The 18,335-nt window shown below is 42.4% G+C and carries 15 protein-coding genes; 7 read left to right on the top strand and 8 right to left on the bottom strand.

Annotated elements, in window-relative coordinates; all coding sequences use genetic code 11:
- Position 1: 1 nt before the first annotated feature.
- The 3 genes from MKY83_RS19065 to MKY83_RS19055 form a co-directional block, all read right to left on the bottom strand.
- Positions 2 to 2,329: an FtsX-like permease family protein gene (locus MKY83_RS19065; protein ID WP_342487590.1), complete on the bottom strand. Its 2,328-nt coding sequence runs from the start codon at positions 2,327 to 2,329 to the stop codon at positions 2 to 4.
- Positions 2,326 to 3,579, bottom strand: a complete 1,254-nt coding sequence (locus tag MKY83_RS19060; RefSeq protein ID WP_342487588.1) for an MFS transporter — start codon at positions 3,577 to 3,579, stop codon at positions 2,326 to 2,328. The genes MKY83_RS19065 and MKY83_RS19060 overlap by 4 nt, the downstream gene beginning before the upstream one ends.
- A gap of 68 nt (positions 3,580 to 3,647) precedes the next feature.
- Positions 3,648 to 4,298, bottom strand: coding sequence for a TetR/AcrR family transcriptional regulator (locus MKY83_RS19055; RefSeq protein WP_003215358.1), 651 nt, complete (start codon positions 4,296 to 4,298; stop codon positions 3,648 to 3,650).
- Between the two features lie 161 nt (positions 4,299 to 4,459).
- On the opposite strand from MKY83_RS19055, the gene MKY83_RS19050 reads away from it, so the two are divergent.
- The 7 genes from MKY83_RS19050 (at position 4,460) to MKY83_RS19020 (ending at position 11,224) form a co-directional block, all read left to right on the top strand.
- Positions 4,460 to 5,572 carry a sugar diacid recognition domain-containing protein gene (locus MKY83_RS19050; protein WP_065099196.1) on the top strand — a complete coding sequence of 371 codons (1,113 nt, stop codon included), beginning with the start codon at positions 4,460 to 4,462 and terminating at the stop codon, positions 5,570 to 5,572.
- Positions 5,573 to 5,689: 117 nt separating this feature from the next.
- Positions 5,690 to 6,961, top strand: coding sequence for a GntP family permease (locus MKY83_RS19045; protein ID WP_065099197.1), 1,272 nt, complete (start codon positions 5,690 to 5,692; stop codon positions 6,959 to 6,961).
- 31 nt (positions 6,962 to 6,992) lie between these two features.
- Positions 6,993 to 8,132, top strand: a complete 1,140-nt coding sequence (locus MKY83_RS19040; RefSeq protein ID WP_065099198.1) for a glycerate kinase — start codon at positions 6,993 to 6,995, stop codon at positions 8,130 to 8,132.
- Positions 8,133 to 8,224: 92 nt separating this feature from the next.
- Positions 8,225 to 8,563: a zinc ribbon domain-containing protein YjdM gene (locus MKY83_RS19035; protein ID WP_106065925.1), complete on the top strand. Its 339-nt coding sequence runs from the start codon at positions 8,225 to 8,227 to the stop codon at positions 8,561 to 8,563.
- Between the two features lie 327 nt (positions 8,564 to 8,890).
- A complete protein-coding gene (locus tag MKY83_RS19030; RefSeq protein WP_080772921.1) occupies positions 8,891 to 9,820 on the top strand; it encodes an ABC transporter ATP-binding protein in 930 nt (309 codons plus the stop codon).
- Positions 9,817 to 10,767, top strand: a complete 951-nt coding sequence (locus MKY83_RS19025; RefSeq protein ID WP_319610076.1) for an ABC transporter permease subunit — start codon at positions 9,817 to 9,819, stop codon at positions 10,765 to 10,767. Before MKY83_RS19030 ends, MKY83_RS19025 begins: the two co-directional genes overlap by 4 nt.
- Before the next feature lie 25 nt (positions 10,768 to 10,792).
- Positions 10,793 to 11,224, top strand: coding sequence for a DUF4064 domain-containing protein (locus MKY83_RS19020; protein WP_319610077.1), 432 nt, complete (start codon positions 10,793 to 10,795; stop codon positions 11,222 to 11,224).
- 45 nt (positions 11,225 to 11,269) lie between these two features.
- Here MKY83_RS19020 and MKY83_RS19015 read toward each other — a convergent pair whose 3' ends face one another.
- The 5 genes from MKY83_RS19015 to MKY83_RS18995 all read right to left on the bottom strand — a co-directional run bounded on the left by MKY83_RS19015 (position 11,270) and on the right by MKY83_RS18995 (position 18,284).
- Entirely contained in the window at positions 11,270 to 12,598 is a 1,329-nt protein-coding gene (locus tag MKY83_RS19015; protein WP_342487579.1) for a citrate:proton symporter, read from the bottom strand.
- A 293-nt stretch (positions 12,599 to 12,891) separates the two neighbouring features.
- Complete coding sequence (locus tag MKY83_RS19010; RefSeq protein ID WP_126741016.1) at positions 12,892 to 14,958, bottom strand: beta-galactosidase; 2,067 nt, start codon at positions 14,956 to 14,958, stop codon at positions 12,892 to 12,894.
- A gap of 23 nt (positions 14,959 to 14,981) precedes the next feature.
- Complete coding sequence (locus MKY83_RS19005; protein ID WP_126741015.1) at positions 14,982 to 16,190, bottom strand: glycosyl hydrolase 53 family protein; 1,209 nt, start codon at positions 16,188 to 16,190, stop codon at positions 14,982 to 14,984.
- Between the two features lie 11 nt (positions 16,191 to 16,201).
- Entirely contained in the window at positions 16,202 to 17,044 is an 843-nt protein-coding gene (locus tag MKY83_RS19000; RefSeq protein WP_126741014.1) for a sugar ABC transporter permease, read from the bottom strand.
- A 1-nt stretch (position 17,045) separates the two neighbouring features.
- On the bottom strand, positions 17,046 to 18,284 hold the full coding sequence (locus tag MKY83_RS18995) for a sugar ABC transporter permease (protein WP_003214698.1): 1,239 nt from the start codon (positions 18,282 to 18,284) through the stop codon (positions 17,046 to 17,048).
- Positions 18,285 to 18,335 lie beyond the last annotated feature (51 nt).

Here is an 18,335-nt window from a genome sequence, read left to right as displayed (position 1 = left end):
CTTATGAAAGTGTATGACGTGTAGTTTGACTAGTAAATAACGTCTTCAATAACGAAGCAGTTAAAGCTAAGCTGATAATCAATAGTGTGATTGGGTACACAATTGACACCCATTGTGGTGCCAGCCACTGGAGGCTTGATGCCCCTAAGGATGCTCCACCTACACTCATTAAAGCTGGTCCAATCGAGTGGACAGCGATCGTGCCAATAAATGTGCCCAAAAAGATAACGACGATAAAACTTGTGATATATTGTACTGTTACATCTTTTTTAGAAAATCCAATCGTTCGTAATAAATGGTTTCGGCTTGAATCTTTTGCTTTTAACATGTGCAGAAACATGAATAACATCAAACTGGCGGTTCCAAAAGCAGCTAATGTAGACAAAAATGCAACGACTTTTACTAAAGATGCTGTGCTGCCGATTGTTTGATGAACGTATTCTTTCATATCTGTCACTTTTGCAGGAGATATCTCTTTTTCAAATACTGTCTTTTTCTCCGCAATTTCTACTCCTTGGTTTAGTTGGATTTGAATGGTTTTCCAAAGAGCTGTTTGAGGAAATGGCTGTGATATTGCTTTTGCTGTTTTCCCGCCGTTGGTGACATCCTGATAAATGCCAGTCACAGTTTTTTGAATTTCCTGCCCGTTTGTTACGAGAGTAATTTTTTCTCCAACCTTTTTTTGGAGTGAATCTGAGCTGAGCACTGATAAGGCAATTTCTTTCTTCTTTAAAGGCTGTCTCCCTTGTAAATAGGTGAGAGGAAATGCTGAGAGATTACCTGCTTCTAAATAGAGTGTTTCTAATGAATTCTCCTTTGATTTTGCCTGAAGAGAAGTTGTTTCATATATGGCTGATGCTTGAATGTCTCGATCATCACGAATCATTGATTCTATTTTATTAGTATTTTCCTTTAGATGATTTCCTTGTCGTATATCAATTCGAAGGTCACTTTGACCAGAGCCAAGATATGTGATGAAATCCGGCGATTGTAAGGTGTACCATAGCTGAATAGGCAGCAGCATCAAAAATGTACAAAGGGCCATAATACAAGTAATCGTTGTGTACAACTTCTTTCGTGATAACAGATCTTTTAAACCAAGCCAAATATTGACTGATATGAACCTGTTTTTTTTGAGATGCAAGGGTATTTGTTTTTTATCATTCGTTGAAATGACGCTGCCTTGAAGTGCTTGAGCAGCTGATACACGACCAAACTTTCTTAGGACAGTATAGCTGAAAGAAATGATGATCATTGCCATCACAACAGAAACACAAAGCGGGATGAACCAAGAAGTGAAAGAAGGCTGATTCCCCATGTATCGCTGAATATTGGCTGTAAACATATCACCAAATATAAACGTTAACCCATATCCTGCTATACACCCTATACCAGCAAGCAAGGCATACTTTCCAACGTATAATTGCTTGATTCTTGATAAAGGAATCCCAAGCACCTTCAATATTCCAATTTCACGTTCGTCCTCTTCTATAGAAGCCGTCATAGCAAGGTGGAGAGAGAGAAGGGCTATACCGATGAGCAGCATACAAGAAAGCAGCAGAATGGCGATCACCATTCCATCTGTCAATGCGTTCAGCATACGCAGCAAAGGTAATGTGACAGCAGGACCTTGTTGTGGAAGCTGTGATGACTGGTAGATTGCTTGAAAGGCATCTGCCTGCGCGGCATCATGCAATAAAAATTCAATTAAATATTCCTTTTTATGAAACACTTGATTCATTGCGTCCCAATCCTTGTGATGAAGAAGGAATCTTTTCGAACTAACGAGACTGGGGTTCATTTGTGCATCTCGCAAGAATGCTTTGATGCGGAAAGAGAATTGATTAGACCCTTTTCCAATCAGTAACGTTTCTCCTATTTTGAGATGATATCTTTGCTGAAAATAGATAGGGACAGCCACTTCACCTTTACTGACAGTGAGCTTTTCATTTTGTTCATTTAAAAGAAAATCAAAATAACGATTTTGTTTCACAAATAAATGATCCATCACACCTGCTTTGGCGGGTTCGTTTCCGAACTTGATATTTGCATGTTCAATTGGAATCATTGGGACGATTTGATGTGCTTTTACCATGGACTGCTTGCTTGAAAATGCCTCAATATCTTTTTCCTTTAGGCTGCCGTCATGCATTTGGACAAAGTCTGGTGCCTTGGCTGAATGGAGCAGATTAGAAATGGAACCATTCAGTTGTACTGTCATTTGAGCGGCGCTTGTTGCTAGAAATGATGTCATCATAATGCATATGGTTAAACCGGTGGAAATGAGACGGTGGCGGGTTAAGTCCTTCTTTATAAACGTCAGTCTCATGAGGCTGATTCTCCTTCATGTTGAAGCATATTTTTTGTTAAGTAGGCAAGGGCAAACATGAAAGTACTGACTATTAATACTGTCACATACATGTTTGCTGAAAACGTATTGAACAAGAACCCATACATCATTTGACCAAGCGGGGCAGCACATTGAGAAACCATTGTCAGATTTGCCATCACTTTTCCTAATTGACTATTTGGCGTTTTCTTTTGAACATGTGAAATCACAACGATTGAGATCATTGTAAGAAGCATAGCAATAGGAAGACATCCTGCTAGAAAGAGAAAATAAGCTGGATAAGTGCCAAATTGAAGAGCTGTGTTGGATGTAGAGAATGCGACAGGTAGCAAGATGATTGCGATGACGATCAGCCAGCGATATAAAGTAGGGATGCGCCAATGCTTTGCTACAAGTCCAACTAGCAGAGCTCCTGCGATGACGGCGAACTCAATCAAGCCCATGCCTACACCATACATGATGTCACCACTTTTCATTGTGACCCTTAAAATGATTGGACCACCTACGATAAAAAATGGCGTGAGGATGAAATTTAACATTGCAGCAAGCAACATGGCTCTTTTTAAAAATGGCTGACTGCCAATATAGGAAAATCCCTGTTTCATATCTTTTACGAGCACTTTGCCCATAGTTTCTGTAAGCGGGCTAGGTGAGAAGGATATGTTTAATCGTAAAAGCATGCATGCTGATAGAAAAAACACGATGGCACTTGCACCTATAATGGATTGACTTCCAATCAGTCCGTACAGAACCCCGCCGATAATAGGAGCGAGAACACCTGAAAGTGCCTGCACGCCATTGACGATCCCGTTTGCTTGTTCTAATTGTTCCTGTTTTACTAACTGTGGAATGCTGGACATCACAGCGGGAGCATAGAACGTACTCATCACACCAAGAAGCACCATGACCGCTCCGATCATAAAGAGTGAATCATTGCCTGAGAATAACCAAAAATAAAAAGCCAGAATCATGATGCCGGTGAGAACATCAAATAAAATCATTAAATTCCTTCTGTTAAACCGGTCAGCGATTGCGCCTGCTAAGGGGGAAAGAAGGAGCGGTACATTGGATAAAGCGAATAGTAAGGCATATAAGTCAACACGCTGAGTCATATCCAGCACGTGTAAAGATAGAACAAACCGAATTAAGGAAGACCCAAAAACAGAAATAATCTGTCCGAGCACGAGGTAAATAAAGTGGGATGAACCTCTTTTGGATAATAAAGACATGGTATCACTCTCCTTTTAGACCGACCGTCAGTCTATAATGTATGCAGGATTGGTATTGAAGTGACCAATCACTGATTATGTTCATCAAGTTCTCCAGTTAAACGTTTCAGAAGAAAGGAGAAGCTCCCCTTTTCTGCATGTAATGAGGATTCGAGGATATCGATAAAAGCTAGCGCGCGCTGCATACTCTCTTCGGCTGTCCATTGAAAAAGGCCCTCATCAAATATGACCTGTGCAGAAGCAAGAAGGAATTCCACCGTTTCTTGCGGGTACTTTGTTTTGAATGTCCCTTCTCCCACCCCTTGCTGAATGACATCAGCTAAAACGGGTGATAGTTCTTTAATCGCTTTGATTAAGCTTTTTTGGTGCATCTCCGCATTAGAAGGCTGATGAAATTGTTCAATCATGCCCTGTTTATTGCTTCCTTGCTGAGGCGATTGCGCCATGATAATACGAAATAGTTTGTCGACGACTGGAAGGTCTGGCTCAGCCGCAATACGTTTTGCCACGATGATATCTGCTTTGATGATCCTGTCAATAATGGCATCCATCACTTCTTCTTTGGATGAAAAGTAATAATAAAAAGTGCCTTTTGCAATGCCAACAGCTTTCAGAATGTCGATAATCGTTGTTTGCTGATAGCCTTTGGTAGAAAAAAGCTCTTCGGCTGCGTTTAAGATGTCATTTTTACGTTCTTCAGGATGTTTAACGGTTCTCATAAAGCCATCCTTTCTTTTGACTAGACTGTCGGTCGGTCTCTTGATTTGATTAAACACTTTTCAATGTACCTTTGTCAATGCCCCATTTTTAAACACTTTGCATTTATTGTGCAATGACACTATGATACATTGAATGAAAATACCTTCAGGAGAGATGCCTAATGCAATTTTTAACCACTGAATTGGCACAAGAAATGGTTGAACGTACGATGCGTATTTTAGATAAAAATATCAATGTGATGAATGCGGATGGTGTCATCATTGGTTCTGGTGAACGAAACAGGATTGGTCAGAAACATGATGGTGCACGACTTGTGCTAACAAGCGGGAACAGTATGGAAATTGACCACGATGCGTCCTTGCACTTAGAAGGAGTGAGACCAGGAATCAATTTGCCCATTTGCTTTCGTGAACAAGTAATTGGTGTGATTGGCATTACTGGTGAGCCAGAGGATATTCGGCATCATGCCGAGCTGGTGAAAATGGCGGCTGAGCTGGTGTTAGAGCAGTCTTTTCTGCTTGAACGAGTTCAGTGGCGGCAGCGAATAGAGAGTGAAATTGTCAATCAGTTAATTTCTGATTCGGACGTTGGTGATCATCAGCTAAAGAACCGAGCGGAATGGCTGGGAATGGATTTAGATAAGCACCGAATGGCCATCGTTTTTCAGCCAGTTCCATCCTCAGAAGACGCTGTGCATAAAATGATTCATGCGATTCAATACGATAAGAATGCGGATGATTTGCTTGGCATGACCTTTCGTCATGAATTGGTTCTTTTAAGGCAGCCGATTTCTGATCATTTTTTAAAGCATGCGGTTGGGCAGCTGCAAAGAACAATGGAAAAAGCAGTAGGAGGCCAGGTGCTGGTGGGGATAGGGACTGTCGCCGCCGACATAAGCCAGCTGTCATTGTCCTTTGAGCACGCAAGAGATTCCTTGAGGTTGGGGAAGGCTCTTGATCCTGAGGAAAGTATTTATTTTTTTGAATCTTATCAGCTGGAAAGGCTATTGATTACTGCAGGAGCTGTTGAAGAAAACAGTAGTTGGGTTGACTTTTACAAGCCATTAACACAAGAAGCTGAGCTTGCCCACACATTAAGAATTTACATTGAAGAGGGCGGTGATTTACAAAGAATTGTTGATCGGTTATTTATTCACCGGAATACATTGCGATATCGTTTAGATAAAATACAAGCTTTGACCGGAAAAGATCCCCGTCATGTGAAACAGTTGATGGAGCTTTATATGGTGCAGTTGATGAGTCAACTATCTTGATTGTGCATATGCACAATGAATTGAAGAGATAAATTAAAAAAGTTCATCTAGATTCACAACCTGATTCCCATTAGTAAACGCTTACAATTGAAGAAAGACATTTTGGGGGGATCGAGGATGAGTGGAGATGTGACAGTAAGTACACTAGGGGCCATGACGGCACTTGTGGTTGCGATTGTTCTTATTCTAAAAAAAGTATCACCTGCATATGGCATGCTGGCAGGTGCTTTCATAGGCGGCTTGGTAGGCGGTGTAGATATTGTTCAGACCGTCAACGTCATGATGGAAGGCGCTAAGGATATGATTCCAGCTGTCCTCAGAATTATGGCGGCAGGTGTACTGGCTGGCGTTTTAATTGAGTCGGGTGCAGCTTTATCTATCGCCGAGGCGATCGTGAAGAAGCTTGGAGAGGCGAGGGCGTTATTAGCACTTGCACTGGCAACCATGATTTTAACAACAGTGGGTGTTTTTGTAGATGTAGCCGTTATCACGGTAGCGCCTATCGCACTTGCCATTGCGAAACGGGCAAAGCTGTCAAAAACGGGGATTTTACTCGCCATGATTGGAGGCGGGAAGGCAGGGAATATCATGTCACCGAATCCAAATGCCATTGCCGCTTCTGATGCTTTTGGTGTACCGCTTACTTCAATGATGGCTGCGGGTGTCATTCCGGCTGTGTTTGGATTGGCTGTTACATATGTGTTAGCTAAAAAGCTTGCAAAAAAAGGGACACCTGTTCTTGAAGAGGAAACCGCGTTAAGCAAAGTTGAAGTGCCAGCTTTTTTTCAAGCACTTGCGGGTCCGCTTGTTACCATTTTATTGTTGGCTTTAAGACCGCTTTTTCAAATCAATATAGACCCAATGATCGCCTTACCGATCGGAGGCATTATAGGCGCTCTTTTCATGAAAAAAGGGAAGTTTCTCAATGATTATGCGATGTCGGGGCTTCATAAAATGTCGGGTGTGGCAATTATGTTATTAGGGACAGGCACACTAGCAGGAATTGTATCGAATTCTTCCTTAAAAGATGTGTTTATCCAAGCGCTCGATGCTTCGGAATTACCTCCGTATTTACTTGCACCAGCTTCAGGGATTTTTATGTCAGCCGCCACTGCTTCGACAACAGCAGGAACGGCGGTAGCGAGTGGCGTATTTAGCGGTACACTCATTGGGCTTGGTGTATCGGCTCTTTCAGGAGCAGCCATGATTCATGCTGGTGCAACTGTGCTTGATCATATGCCGCACGGGAGCTTTTTCCATGCAACAGCAGGAAGTGTTCAAATGGACATCAAAGAGCGGTTGAAACTCATGCCTTTTGAATCATTAATTGGTTTGACATTAACTGTCGTATCGACCATTATTTTTGGCGTTTTCCAGTTGTTTGGATGATGACATTTGATAAGAAACGAGGGGCTTTAGGATGAAAATTGTGATTGCACCAGATTCATTTAAAGAAAGTTTATCTGCATATGAGACAGCATGTGCCATTGAACGAGGATTTCATGCGATTTTGCCAGACGCTGAATATATTAAACTTCCCATGGCAGATGGAGGAGAGGGAACTGTTCAATCACTCGTTGATGCGACGGGCGGGTACATGATCAATCAAGTAGTCACAGGCCCGCTTGGTGAACCCGTCGATGCCTTTTTTGGCATGTTAGGAGACGGTGAGACGGCCGTTATAGAGATGGCCGCAGCCTCTGGGTTACACCTTGTTCCGCAAGAAAAACGCAATCCGTTACTCACGACATCCAGAGGAACTGGGGAATTAATGCTTGCGGCACTAGATCAAGGAGCGAAGCATGTCATCATTGGGCTTGGCGGAAGTGCAACAAATGATGGTGGCGTTGGGATGATGCAAGGATTAGGTGCGGCTTTTCTTGATCAAGCAGGACAGGAGCTGTCGCCAGGCGGTGGAACCCTTCATCAATTAGCTTCTATTGATCTATCTGGACTTGACCCAAGACTGCAATCCGTTCGGCTGGAGGCAGCCTGTGATGTGGATAATCCTTTAACGGGTGAGAGAGGAGCGTCTGCTATATTTGGTCCTCAAAAAGGTGCAAATGAAGAAATGGTTCAAGTGTTAGACAAGAATTTAGCTCATTTTGCTCACATAGCAGAAAAGCAGTTTAATGTATCCTTTGAAGATGCAGCGGGGGCAGGAGCGGCAGGAGGACTTGGTGCGAGTTTATTAGGCTTTTTACACGCCGATTTGCAGCGAGGAATTGATATTGTGCTGAAAGCTGTTCAGTTTGATGATGTCATCAAGGAGGCAGACCTAGTCATTACTGGGGAAGGCCGAATTGACCAGCAGACCATTTATGGAAAAACCCCAATCGGTGTAGCCAAAGCAGCAAAGCAGTATCATCTGCCTGTGATTGCTATCGCGGGCTCCCTCTCAAAAGACAGTGCTGTCGTACATGAGCATGGCATTGATGCACTTTTTAGTATCGTTCCAGGTGTAACTTCTCTTTCTGAGGCGATGAGAGATGGGGCTATTCATGTAGAGAGAACCGCTCGAAATATTGCGGCTGCTATATCGATTGGAAGAAATAAGTAAACGATGAAAAATGTTTCCTTTTCTATCACATTCTTTCTATAGAAATGTGGTAAAATTGTATGAAATGAAATAGAAAGTTGGAGGAAACACAAATGTCTAATCTACCAAATTGTCCTTCATGCAGTTCAACGTATACTTATGAGGATGGCAGTCTGCTCATTTGTCCTGAATGTGCGCATGAATGGTCACTTGAACAAGAACAAGCCGCAGAGGAGCAGCTTGTTGTCAAAGATGCGAATGGAAATCTATTGAGTGATGGGGATACGGTCTCTGTCATTAAAGATTTAAAAGTAAAAGGTTCTTCTTCCGTTTTAAAAATAGGGACGAAGGTCAAAGGCATTCGTTTAGTGGAAGGCGATCATAACATTGATTGTAAAATTCCTAGCTTTGGTGCAATGAAGTTAAAATCAGAGTTTGTGAAAAAGGTATAATAATGAAAGGAGGCTGTCAGTAAGAGGCCTCTTTTTCATTTCTTTATTTATAGGTGAAAGGAATAATCTTAAACAAAATTCCATACATATATACCTGTTGAAAAAAGGTTCATTTTTAAAAAATCAAGCCTCTTTTCACATAAAAAATTGTTGTTTTCTTAACCCTACCTTAAAAAAGGCAGATGATTCACTAAATTTTGGCTCATCCCCTTCACAACTTTTGGGCATTGCTGTACCATATGGAAGTGTTCTTCTATTTTTAACGGATCATGGTGTTTATCAGGAAATAGATGATAGATGATACTTAGACAAAGAAGGAGAGGTAACGTGACGAACGTTTTAGAACTGCATAATGTATCTAGGCATATTCACGGGAAAAAGATCGTTCAAGACTTGAGCTTTTCTGTCCAAGCGGGCGAAGTCTTTGGCTTCTTAGGACCAAATGGCGCAGGGAAAACAACAACCATTCGTATGATGGTCGGTCTTTCTCCTATTACATCTGGCGACATTCTGATTAATGGTCATAGTATTCAATCCTCATATCAGCATGCTATCCAAGATGTTGGTGCCATTATTGAAAACCCAGAAATGTATAATCACTTAACAGCAAGACAAAATCTTGTTCACTTTGCCAGAATGAATGGGAAAGTGGATGAAGGGCGAATTGATGAGCTGCTAGAGTTGGTCAGCTTACAGCACGTGAAACATAAGCGTGTTCGAACGTTTTCATTAGGAATGAAGCAGCGTTTAGGTATTGCGCAAGCACTTATACATAGACCGAAACTGCTGATATTAGATGAGCCGACCAATGGACTTGATCCAGAGGGAATTCGCATGATACGAGATTACTTGAGAAGGCTTGCAAAGGAAGAAGGGCTAGCTGTCATTGTTTCAAGTCACCTCATGTCAGAAATGGAATTGATGTGTGATCGTTTTGCGATTATCCAAAAAGGCAAGCTGATTGCGATTGAGGATCAGCGTGCAGAGACGAATCAAGACGAATTGGTCAATTATCGAATGAAGGTCGCATCTGGTGAGCTGGAAGAAGCGCAGAAGCTCATTGGTATATTTGAGGAAGGCACGACTGTAAGAGAAGAGGAGCAGTATTTATTCTTCTCCTTGGCAGAAGAGAAAATGCCGGAATTGATTCGTCATTTGAGCGGCGCGTCCATTCATTTGTACGAAATCAAAATAGAAAAACAAACCTTAGAAGATAAGTTCTTAAGCTTAACAGGTAAAAAGGAGGCAGACGTATGATTCGCCTCATTCAAAACGAGTGGATGAAGATCAGTTATCGTATTGGAACTTGGATTATGGTTGGACTTCTTGTTTTAGGTATGATTGCCACGCTGATCTTTGCACTTAAAACAAATGACGAAGATCAAGCATCAGGTGATTGGAAGACTGAGCTGCAATCGATCAATAAAGCAAAGAAGCAAGAACTGAAAGAGGATAATTTAGGATTTTATAAGAGATCCCTTGAAAAGGATATAGCGATTAATGAGTATCGAATCAAGCATGATTTGCCTCCTGCGGATCAATTCGGTAAAAATGCATGGGCTTATGTGAAGATCAATGCTGATTTGCTGCAGCTGGTCGGTGTGTTTGTGATTATCATTGCAGCCACCATTGTCTCGGCTGAATATAAGCATGGTACAATTAAACTATTGTTAATTCGTCCACCATCAAGAATGAAGATTCTCTTATCTAAATACTTTACTGTTCAACTTTATTCTCTATTTCTTATCGCGGTTTTATTTATCCTATCATTTATCTTAGGTGCGATATTCTTTGGACTAAATCATGACTATGTGCATTTGGCTTATCAAAATGGTGAAGTCATTGAGCGATCTCAGTTTGCAAATATGGTCTCTTATTATTTGGCACATTGTGCTATGTTTGTTGTATTAGGGACACTTTCTTTTGCCATCTCAACGGTATTTAGAAGTGAGGCCATTTCTATCGCGATCAGTGTGTTAGCGTATATTGTTGGAGCATCCATCACAAGCATTTTGATGTTCTTCTTTGATTGGGCGAAATACTTATTGTTTGCCAATGATCCTGCACAATATTTTGCAGACACACCTACTTTTATCGAAGACATATCTCTAGGATTCTCATTAACAGTCCTAGTTATCTATTGGGCTATCTTCTTGGCGATTGCTTTAATTGTCTTTCAAAAGCGTGAAGTAAAAACAGGCTAATTTAAATTTTTTAGGAGGTTTACACATGATTAGACGTAAAGGTGAAAAAATTATGGGGATTATTAGTATTGTCCTCAATGTCATTGGTGTTGGAATTGGAGCATTATTCCTCTCCATAGGTCCATCAGTTTATGATCAAATCAATGAAGTGTTACAAGAGGAAGGAGAAACATTGCCGATTGAAACGCTTCAGGCTTCGGTTCATGCATTTGGTACTCAGTACATGGTTGTTTCCGCAATTGCGGCTGTGCTATCGATTGTCGGTGTGGTTCTTTTGAAAACAGACCGCCGTGCCGTGATTTCAGGTATTCTTTTCTTGGTTTCTGCTGTGACTCTTTTGATTGGAACAGTTGGCCTTGCATTTGCTCCAATGATTCTATTGTTTATCATTGGATTGATGTCTCTTATTAGAAAGCCGAAAACAGAAGACATTCACACAAATGAATATCCTTCATAATACAAAGAAAAAGACATGCGTCGTTGTACGCATGTCTTTCTTTTTTTAAATGATACCGATCAGCATCGCCACGAACAGAAGGATAATACTGAATCCCCACATCCAAAAGAAGGAGTAGCGGATATGTTTCCCCATATCGACTCCTGCAAGGCCTACAGCGAGCCAAACAGCAGGTGCAAGCGGACTGACAAATGTTCCGATGATATTCCCAATCATCATGGCATAAGCCGCTGAAGTACCAGGTACACCAACCTCAGATGTAATGGATTCAACAATTGGCAAAAGGGCGTAATAATAAGCGTCTGTACTAGTCAGCATATCGAGCGGCACCCCAAGCATTCCGACAATAATATGTAAAAATGGCAGTAAGAAAGCTGGTAAAATATGAATACTGTCGACCGCAATGGCTTTCAGCATCTCTGTACCTTCAAGAATTCCTAAAAATGAACCTGCGGAGAAAATAACAGCCGCCATCATCAGTGCACTAGGTGCGTGCGCCTTGATTCTTTCCATCTGTAAATTCACATTCGGAAAGTTAATCAACAGTGCTAGTGACAGGCCAATCATAAACATATAACTAGCAGGAATCACGTTTAACACGAGAAGTACCACAACACAGACAAATAGAATAAGGTTTACCCAGATGAGATGATAACGCTTTAAAGAAGCGTCTCCTGTTTCGCTAATAGACTGAATGGCACGATCCCAATCGGCGCCTTCTAGTTGAACAGCAGCTACTTCGTTTGCAGCAATTTTCACCCGAATTCGTTTCTCTTCCCTCTTTCCTAAAAAGAACGCCATTCCTAACACGAGCACCACCCCAATGAGCTGGATAGGAATAAGCGGCACCCAGAGTTCAGATGGATCCATATTCAAGACGCTTGCTGCCCGTCCAGTCGGACCAGCCCAAGGAATCATATTGGTTAATCCGGCACTCGTCCCAATTAATAACAGCAGCAAGTAAGGACTCATATGTAATTTTTTATAAAGCGGCAGCAGTGCAGGTACAGTTAATAAAAAGGTTGTAGCCCCTGCTCCATCTAAGTGAGCAATGATCCCAATTAAAGCAGTTCCCATTGCAACTGTGACAACATTTCCTTTTGTCAGCTTGATTAATGCTTTAATTACAGGTTCAAAGAACCCTGTATCTTGTAAAATGCCGAAAAATAAAATGGCGAAGATAAACATGGTCGCCACCGGCAATACTTTGATAATTCCTTCTTCAAAAAAGGTTTGAATGTCATTTATCCCAAATCCCGCAATCAGTGCTCCTATTAAAGGCACCATGACCATAGCGACAATTGGACTTGCTTTCCCCCAAATCAGCAATACAACAATCGTTAAAATAATCAACAATCCAACAAGCGTTAACATAAGACCCTCCCCTACAATAAACCGTTTACATTTGTTAGCTCTTTTTATCACAATGCAGTCCCACAGCTGCATTGAAAAAAAGAGTATCAAAAATATGAGCATTAGGCAACCGCTTTCATACCTATACAATGGTAAAAAAGGATGGTGAATCCATTCACGGCGCGGTATCAAACATGTCAAAAAATTTAGATAAAATATAACGCTTCAAATACATTTCTACTAATAAATATATTTATATAGGTATTTATTATCATTAAAAAAGAAGTGTCCATTGAATGAACACTTCTTTTAAATTATTTTTTCAAGATGACGTACTCGTAAGGGTCAAGCTGAAACTTCTCTGGCACCTGCTCGTCAGTCAGCATATTTTCATAGCTTTCCGCTGAATCTAGTGATATGTTCTGCTGCTCTTCTGTAAAATTCATCATAAACACATATTCCTGAGTGCCATCTGTTCGTTTTTGTACACTGACTCCCTCTGGAATCACCGCTGATAGGACGGGCTGTATATCCATTTCTGCGATGAGTTCCTCGTAAAACTCATCATAAAAAATCTGCTCATTTTCGGAAGCCATATAGTATGCTTTTCCATCTCCAAAAGGATGGACAGTCAGGGCTGGCTGTCCTTCGTAGCAGCCGTTCTCAAAATGTCCTAACACAGAGGCCGTTTCAGGATGTATGGATTCGCAATATTGCCCGACATGGTAGGTGCGTCCATTTCCTGTGGTCATTAATACATGTTCATCTGGCATCAATGTGTTGATTTCCTCAGCCCAAATGCCAAGTACATGGCGGAGAGGACCGGGGAAACCGCCGAGGAAACAGAGGTCGTTTTCATCGACCATGCCGCTCCAGTACGTTGCCACAAAAATGCCGCCCTCTTTGACAAATGCTTCGATCTTTTCTGCCACGCCTGGTTTGATCATGTAGAGCATTGGACCAACGAGCACACGATAGGATGAGAAATCCTTTTCCATGCCTACAATGTCAACAGGAATGCCTTTTTTCCAAAAGCTTCGATAGTGAGTTTGACAAGCTTCTACATAGCGTTTGTTTGTATTATTTAAGCCTTGTGCATCATCAATGGCCCAGTGGTTTTCCCAATCGTATATGATGGCGACTTCTGGTTGAACGGATGTGCCCGCAACCGGCTGCAGCTGCTTTAGTTGTTTCCCTAGATCAGCCACTTCTTGAAATACACGTGTATGTTCATGTCCTGAATGATCCACAACTGCGCCGTGGAATTTCTCAGAGGCACCTCGACCCTGTCTCCACTGGAAATAAAGCACTGAGTCTGATCCGTGGGCAATCGCCTGCATAGCAGACAGATGAGCCATTCCTTGATGTTTGACTTTATTCACATCATGCCAATTCACGAGGCTAGGCGTGCTTTCCATCACGAGAAATGGCTGACCGTCCTTTAATGAACGATATAAGTCGTGAACGAAGGCAACGTTTGACGCTAATTCAGCGGTTGTTTCCCTGCCGCTATGCCATGCTGGATAGCTATCCCATGAAATTACGTCGACCTCTTTTGCAAATTGATGATAATCCAGCCCAAGGAATGGACGCATATGCGGGTAGTCGCCCATAAAGTTGGTGGTCACTGGAATATGAGGTGTCAATTCTCGCAGCGGTTCAATTTCATTTTGATAAAAATTGATCGTTTGCGCGGTGACAAAGCGCTTCCAGTCTAGGTTCATTCCGTGGATCATGTGCTCCCCGTGCGGTGCAGGTGACTCGATTTGTGACCAATCACTATACGTGTGGCTCCAAAACCCCGTCCACCATGCTTGATTCAAAGCTTCAAGGTCATGATTGTACTTGTCTTTCAAATAGCCTTGAAATGCTTCCTGGCAGAGATCACAATGACATTCGCCGCCGTACTCATTCGAAATGTGCCACATGATCAGTGCTGGGTGATCCTTGTAGCGTTCAGCGAGCAAACGATTGAGTGTATTCGTTTTTTCTCGATAAACTGGTGAGGTGAAGCAATGATTATGGCGCAGTCCATGTAAATTACGCTGACGGTTCGCTTCGACGCGCAATACCTCAGGATATGTTTGCGAGAGCCATGCAGGCCTTGCCCCGCTTGGCGTGGCAAGAATGGCGTGTGCCCCCTGCGCTGCCAAACGGTCCATGATGTCATCCAGCCATGTAAAATCATACTGACCTTCTTTTGGCTCTAGCTTACTCCATGCGAAAATGTTGATGGAGAATGTTTGACAGTGTGCAAGCTTCATTAATCGAAAATCTTCGTCAATGATCTCCGGCATATGAAGCCATTGATCTGGATTATAATCGCCACCATGCAAAAAGCCTTTCACATTGGGGTGAACGAGTGGGTAACGCTTTCCCATTTTGTCACGTCCTATCCTATTAATTACGGTGTCATTTGTTTAAATACGTCTAGAGAAGGCAGTGCTTTTCCGTTGAAATCAAACATCGCTTGATTTTCCCAAGCATTTCCGACTGTACCGGTTGTTTGGATATAAGCCAGCCCGTATTGACTAGACCACGGAGCGCCTTTCGCTGGAATCCAAAGTGGCTCCCAATAAAAGAACCCTTTCCCGCGATTGTTTTTCACTTGTGAAATTTTTTCTGATAGATCTCGTATAAAAGATGCCTGACCTTGAGGTGAAGCGGGATAACCGGCAGTTTTGACTGAGTCTTGGTTAAATGAGTTTTCTAGGTTGTCGCCATTTGCTGTTGTAAAACCGTATGCGGTTTCTACCACGATGACGTCTTTGTGATAGCGAGCGCTAATGTCATTCATATTGTTAGTAAGACCGCTAAATCCGCCATCCCAATACGGGTAGTAAGATAAACCGATCGTATCGAACGAGACACCTCGTTTGGTGATTTCATCAAACCACCAGCGGGATGCACCATTGTCCCCACCATGGGCAAGGTGAAGCATGATGTTGATATTCGAATCGACAGAGCGAACAGCATTTGTGCCCGCCTTTAGCAAAGCGGCAAGCCGGTCAAATTCACCGCCGCCTTCACCCCAGCTTTTGCCGTTCGGCCACAGCATGCCTGAGTTCAATTCGTTTCCGACCTGTACCATGTTCGGCAAAGCATTTTGTGCTCTCATCGCTTTGAGTACATCCCCTGTGTAAGTGCCAACCGCTTTTACTAAATCGTTTTGTGAAAGAGATGCCCAAGCTTTCGGTTTGAACTGTTTACCAGGATCGGTCCAGAAATCACTGTAGTGAAAATCAAGCAGCACTTTCATATTTTGTGCTTTTGCGCGTTTCGATAAAGCGATGGCTGTATTGAGATCGTTTGTCCCGCCATTATAGGCACGGCCTTGGTTGTCGTATGGGTGGTTCCACAGTCTAATGCGCACATAGTTGACGCCTTTTTCCTTTAATAGCTTGAGCGGGTCCACCTGTTTTCCATTTTGGTCGAAGTATCTGCCGCCGCTTCTCTCCACTTCCGCAAGCATGGAGATATCGGCTCCTTTAATGAAATCACCTTGCAGTCCATTGATCGGCTGAACTGAAATCGCATCCGCTTTTGCTTCAGGTAAAATCCCTAATCCCATCAAAAAGAAAACGACAACCGTGACGAGCATCCATTTCTTCATCAAATCTCCCCTTATCCTTTTGTCCCGCCTTGTGTGAGGCCGGACACAAATTGTCTTTGTAACACAAGAAACAATAAAGCGACTGGAATCGCAATGAGTAAAGCTCCGGCTGCAAAAGTCGTGTAGCTGGCCCCCATTTTGTCTGACACAAGATTGTACAGACCGATCGGGAGTGTATACATTTCGGGTGAGCGGACAATGACACTGGAGATGATGAAATCACCCAGTGGTCCTGTAAATGAGTTGATGGCGACAACCGCTAAAATGGGCTTAGCAAGCGGCATAATAATTTGGATGAAAATCCGGAAATGCCCTGCGCCGTCCATTCTGGCTGATTCGTCGAGATCCTTCGGAATCGCATCAAGATAGCCTTTCATTAAATACGTATTCATCGGAATTTGTCCGCCTGCATAAATCAAAATCAGTGCAAGATGGCTGTTAATCAATCCAAGCATTTGAGCCAAAACGAAAATCGCAATCAGCGCTGAAAATTGAGGAATCATTTGCAGCAGTAAAAAGAGCATCAGCCCATTTTTCCGTCCTTTGAAACGGAATCTAGAAAAAGCATAGCCTGTAAAACTAACAAGAATCAGCGTTAACAACATTGTGGCAATACTGATCTTCATGGAGTTCCAATACCATTTTGCATAAAGTGCTCCTTGACCGAAGAAGAGCTCGGTAAAGTGACTGAACGTTGGATTCTTCGGAAACATACTTGTACTCATGAGGCTGTTTCCAGGATTAAAGGAAGCACCGATTGTCCAAAGCAGTGGATATAGAATACAAATGGAGGCTATGAAAAGGATAAAATAAGTAATGCTCAGGCGAATGAGCTTGTTTTGTTTTGATCCCATATCACATCATGTCCTCCTCTTTGAATGAATTCGTTCTCTTAAACTGCCAGAGTGCAATGGCGATGACAAAGATTGAAAGTAAAATCGTGACAGCCGCAGCGAGTGCATATTGAGAGGACTGCATCGTGAGTTTATAAATCCAAGACACCAAGATGTCCGTTCCCCCAGCGGTTGACCCCGCAACAGGCGGTCCTCCGCCATTAAATAAGTAGATGATATTAAAGTTGTTAAAGTTAAACGTATATTGTGTGATGAGGATGGGTGCAATGGAATAGAGAACAAGCGGTAACGTGATGGACCGGAATTTCTGAAAAAAATTGGCTCCATCAATGGTCGCAGCCTCATATAAATCCTCGGGAATCGCCTGCAAAACGCCTGTTGTCATAATGAAAACGAAAGGAAATCCAAGCCAAGTCTGCATCGCAATGAGGGCAATTTTGCTCCAAAATGGATCTGTTAGCCATGGTTTTGGATCAATCCCTATCGATGCAAAAAGTGTATTGTTAATGGCCCCAAATGTATCATTGAACAGTCCAGCAAACACCAAAATGGTCACAAAGCCCGGAACAGCCCAAGGGAGAATCAAAATGGTTCTAAAAAACCGTTTTCCCTTTAAATCCTTCTGATTGAGCAGAACCGCTAAAAAGATGCCGAGGGCACATTGAAGAGTCGACGCAGCCAAAGTCCATACGACGGTCCAGCCAAGTACATCAATGAAGGTGTCTCTCCAAATATCAATGGAAAAGATATTTTGAAAGTTCTTGATTCCTACCCAGTCGATCAGATTGGCAGGAGGCGAGTGATATAAATCATAGTTCGTAAAGGCAAGCGCAAAGCTGAACATAATAGGAAAGACAACAGAAAATAGAAGTAAAAAGAAAGCAGGAGTGCTCATTAAGTAAGGGAAGCCTTGATCGATGAGCTGATGATATTGAGCACGGATGGAATGAAGTGGAACCCCTTGATCCCGTTTCTTTCCATTCATAAAAGCATCACGCATCATGAGTACATAAAAGCCGATACCAAAACCAGCTGTTAACAGCGCAATAATCCCCTTTGCTAAAAGAAAAACAGAGTTGTCACGAGGCAGCATCGTCCCAAGTGTGAACAGTCCCCAGAAGCCAATATTGAATAAATCATAAAATACAATCAAAAAAGAGACGCCGAACAGGAAAAAAAGTGCCCCTTTGCCGTACTGTTTGTTGTATATCTGCCCCATCCCGGGTATAAAGGAGAACATTAGCGCCCGTCTCCGGTGTGTCTTTGATTCCACTGTGTGTGTGCGGTCTAG

It is taken from the genome of Bacillus sp. FSL M8-0266 (assembly GCF_038613425.1).
Classification (GTDB): Bacteria; Bacillota; Bacilli; order Bacillales; family Bacillaceae; genus Bacillus; species Bacillus pumilus.
The sequence above is the reverse complement of the archived record's forward strand: the minus strand, read 5'-3'. Positions and strand labels throughout refer to the sequence as shown.

Coding starts and splice junctions, on each gene's coding strand:
- MKY83_RS19065 (WP_342487590.1), bottom strand. CDS start 2,329: ATGAGACTGACGTTTATAAAGAAGGACTTAACCCGCCACCGTCTCATT.
- MKY83_RS19060 (WP_342487588.1), bottom strand. CDS start 3,579: ATGTCTTTATTATCCAAAAGAGGTTCATCCCACTTTATTTACCTCGTG.
- MKY83_RS19055 (WP_003215358.1), bottom strand. CDS start 4,298: ATGAGAACCGTTAAACATCCTGAAGAACGTAAAAATGACATCTTAAAC.
- MKY83_RS19050 (WP_065099196.1), top strand. CDS start 4,460: ATGCAATTTTTAACCACTGAATTGGCACAAGAAATGGTTGAACGTACG.
- MKY83_RS19045 (WP_065099197.1), top strand. CDS start 5,690: ATGAGTGGAGATGTGACAGTAAGTACACTAGGGGCCATGACGGCACTT.
- MKY83_RS19040 (WP_065099198.1), top strand. CDS start 6,993: ATGAAAATTGTGATTGCACCAGATTCATTTAAAGAAAGTTTATCTGCA.
- MKY83_RS19035 (WP_106065925.1), top strand. CDS start 8,225: ATGTCTAATCTACCAAATTGTCCTTCATGCAGTTCAACGTATACTTAT.
- MKY83_RS19025 (WP_319610076.1), top strand. CDS start 9,817: ATGATTCGCCTCATTCAAAACGAGTGGATGAAGATCAGTTATCGTATT.
- MKY83_RS19020 (WP_319610077.1), top strand. CDS start 10,793: ATGATTAGACGTAAAGGTGAAAAAATTATGGGGATTATTAGTATTGTC.
- MKY83_RS19015 (WP_342487579.1), bottom strand. CDS start 12,598: ATGTTAACGCTTGTTGGATTGTTGATTATTTTAACGATTGTTGTATTG.
- MKY83_RS19010 (WP_126741016.1), bottom strand. CDS start 14,958: ATGGGAAAGCGTTACCCACTCGTTCACCCCAATGTGAAAGGCTTTTTG.
- MKY83_RS19005 (WP_126741015.1), bottom strand. CDS start 16,190: ATGAAGAAATGGATGCTCGTCACGGTTGTCGTTTTCTTTTTGATGGGA.
- MKY83_RS19000 (WP_126741014.1), bottom strand. CDS start 17,044: ATGGGATCAAAACAAAACAAGCTCATTCGCCTGAGCATTACTTATTTT.
- MKY83_RS18995 (WP_003214698.1), bottom strand. CDS start 18,284: ATGTTCTCCTTTATACCCGGGATGGGGCAGATATACAACAAACAGTAC.